The organism is Cylindrospermopsis sp. CR12 (genome assembly GCF_001432185.1).
GTDB lineage: Bacteria > Cyanobacteriota > Cyanobacteriia > Cyanobacteriales > Nostocaceae > Raphidiopsis > Raphidiopsis raciborskii.
Window position 1 is genome coordinate 1 of sequence record NZ_LMVE01000050.1, and the last position, 3,050, is coordinate 3,050.

The following is a 3,050-nucleotide window of genomic DNA, read 5'->3' on the forward strand; positions in this document are numbered from 1 at the left end:
TTTTTCTATTGTCTACCATCTCTGTCTTGTCTAACCCCTCTACTACAATTACCAAAGAAGATTCTATTACTAATGCTATTAATCAATGGTTATATGGTAAATCTACACACTCTAAAAGAAGCTATAATAGGGTAATTCGTAGTTACATATCTTATTTAGATGATATCCATATAGCTAATTCTACTGCTTCTCATTTTAGAGATTACCAGGAATATCTCTATCAATCCGGTAAAACTATTAATACTATTAACACTTACACCAATATAATAAAATCCTTCTTTACTTTTCTTAGGGATGAGAGTGTACTTCCTACTAATATCACCCATCGTGTTAAATCTCCTAAGCCTGTCTCTGCTTTACGTGAAAGAATTTTAACTCGAGCAGAAGTAGATGCTATGATTACATTAGAAACTAATACACGTAATCGACTTATCTTACAGCTATTATTCTTTTGTGGACTTAGAGTTAGTGAATTAACTATACTTCTCTGGGCAGATATTAAAGATAATGGTTCTACTGCTTATGTTCATATTACTGGTAAAGGTAACAAACAACGCACTTTAATCATTCCTCCTTTACTATGGACATCTTTAAAGTCGCATAAAACTACTAATGAGTCTCCTGTATTTAAATCTCGCAAGGGTGGTAAAAATCTTACACAAAAAGCTGTTTGGGATATTAAGCACGCCAGATCCTGGCTGCACCGACGGGCTTTGTGTGGCAACTTCGCCTGCCAAATTGGGTTTCGGGATCTGATTTCGGGTCAGACTCCAGCAGTTGGACACGCTTTAGAATTTTTGGTTTCGTGCCGGTGGCACGACTAGGTGGAGATACAAACCATAGACGAGCAGCTTTTGGACGCTATGTAGCTGAAGCGGTGTTTTGGACACCTGCAGCCTTGCTACCAGGTTCTGGTGTTGTCTGGGATATGATCGATGGGAATTCTGCTCGCGTAACAGTCAGTCGCGGTGCATTATCTCAATCCGTGGATGTGTATGTCAATGCCAGCGGTCAACCTGTAGTTGTTCAGTTCATGCGATGGAACAATGCCAACCCGGAGAAAATTTACGGGTATCAGCCTTTTGGCGGTTATCTGTCTGACTTCCGTGAGGTGCAGGGTTTTACCATTCCATTCCGAGTGGAAGCTGGTAACCAGTTCGGTACTGATACCTATTTTCCCTTCTTTAGGGCCCAGCTCAAGGCGGTCAACTTTCCTGCAAACACAGGGCAAAGCCCCTAAAGGTTAAGCAAAGGGGAATTAATTGCCAAATCTCCCCCACTGCGTTTTAAAACTGGTAAATGAGGTTTTTAACCTGATGATTAAGTTGTCTATAGCTGACAATATAGACCTCCAAGTTATAGTGTCTATAAAGAACTAGGGAGCGGCGAATAGCTTGGATAATCCACTCCATTTTATTTCCGAAGGCTCCTCCTCCCAGCAGAGTTAGATAGATCTTATTATTTCCAGTCTCTTTAGCATTGAGTAGACCTGCACACAGAACCGCTTCATAGGAAGCTTCTAAGATGAATCTGGCAAAGGTTGCCCACTTTTCTGGTGGATGTGGAGAATAGGACACTGGTAAAGCTGAACAATATACTTGAGTAACAGAATGATTTGATGGGCCTATTGTCACTTCTGTATGCCACTGAATACCTATACGTAATAGATTCCTCAGTTCATCAAGTTCTACTTCATTACTGGAGTTTATGATACTGTTTATCTCCATCAGTCCATATTCAGAAACTAGTGCATACCCATTCTGCATTACCCAGAGTCGGTTATCTAAATTACCTAACTTTTCTCCGAGATCTGCAAGACAATCTATTTGATTTTCAGCCGTTTGACCAATTTTCCCATTGACATTTACAAAGTAATTTCGGTAAATTGTTCCAGCACCTGCTGCAATAGCACAGGCTGGACCCTGAGTTGGATCATACTCGTAGCGGGCGATACCTTGTTCTGGACTAACATTGGGGGAGATCATTTCTAGCAAATTAAATTGTGATGCTACTTGAAATAAAGCACCTGCATTGGATCTATCTATATGGATCTCTTGGACATTGGCAATAATGTCACGAACTGATATGGATCCAGATGGATTTATGGTGGAGCGAATCCGATTCCTCAATTCCTTTAAGGATGGAACCTCTAACCAACCACAGGTGTATTCTCTCTCGTTCACATGAGACTTTAATCGCGTTCCATCAACCGATAGGTTGCCACGAACTTGATCTGGAGACATCTCTTGAAAACCAGTTAGTGCTTCAAACCACATAGGATAGTTTGTCAAAATTTTTTCCTTAATTTTAAGGTCTATTTTTTTGAGTGACCAGCTTTTTTTTAAATAAGTACAAACTTCGTATTTAAGTATTATTGGATGCTCGTATTTTTACTCCCTCAACTACAGGCGATCGCCCTAACTACGAATAACGGTAATAGTGCGCCCACTAGGACTAATAACCTCCTCCGTACTAATTCTCTCTCCCATGGGTGGTAATCCAGGACGGCGATCGAAAATCACTAACCAACCAGTATGTAATCCTAAACCATCCAGATATTTATCCAGTTGGGTTAAACCCTTGGTTAGGGGGTCGGACTTTCTTTCACTTCCACTGGATTTAACCTTATAATCCCGCACATCCCGCATACCAATTAAACCCAGGGAATGGGGAAAACCATCCCGTAACTGTCGCAACACCGAAATCAACGTTTGATTTTGCAATGAGTCAATTTCATCAATAGAGCTGTTGGGAAATAAAAGCATATTTCCGGATGACAGAACTTCCCCCATCCCGATTGAATTTATGCTGCATCTAAATAGAAGTTCCATAGCCCTGCACTGACCAACATCAATTGATCATCAAAATCGGTCACACGATTCCTATATACAGAATGTACACAGTTATATCTCTTAATTCCAGAGTGAGCGTGCTCACACACAACTCGCTGACGACTGAGTTCTCGATTCTCCTCCTTTTGCTGCTGTGTTAACTCCTTACCTTTCGGTTTCTTGTGTGGTAAATGGACCAAATTCTTTCTCCAACCCATG

4 protein-coding genes and 1 pseudogene are annotated in these 3,050 nt (G+C 40.8%); 2 read left to right on the forward strand and 3 right to left on the reverse strand.

Features of this window, described 5'->3' with window-relative positions; all coding sequences use genetic code 11:
* Both ASL19_RS07330 and ASL19_RS07335 read left to right on the forward strand, forming a co-directional pair.
* Positions 1–824 (forward strand): tyrosine-type recombinase/integrase (locus tag ASL19_RS07330; protein WP_057177836.1); only part of this gene is annotated, 824 nt, incomplete at its 5' end.
* On the forward strand, positions 716–1,240 hold the full coding sequence (locus ASL19_RS07335) for a DUF6544 family protein (protein ID WP_369814501.1): 525 nt from the start codon (positions 716–718) through the stop codon (positions 1,238–1,240). The genes ASL19_RS07330 and ASL19_RS07335, both read left to right, overlap by 109 nt.
* A gap of 46 nt (positions 1,241–1,286) precedes the next feature.
* Here ASL19_RS07335 and ASL19_RS07340 read toward each other — a convergent pair whose 3' ends face one another.
* The 3 genes and pseudogenes from ASL19_RS07340 to ASL19_RS07350 all read right to left on the reverse strand — a co-directional run.
* On the reverse strand, positions 1,287–2,291 hold the full coding sequence (locus ASL19_RS07340; protein WP_231922706.1) for a hypothetical protein: 1,005 nt from the start codon (positions 2,289–2,291) through the stop codon (positions 1,287–1,289).
* Positions 2,292–2,417: 126 nt separating this feature from the next.
* Positions 2,418–2,603: pseudogene (locus tag ASL19_RS18535) on the reverse strand (ATP-binding protein); the annotation flags it as partial.
* Positions 2,604–2,803: 200 nt separating this feature from the next.
* On the reverse strand, positions 2,804–3,050 hold a 247-nt coding region (locus ASL19_RS07350), incomplete at its 5' end, for a transposase family protein (protein WP_057177840.1).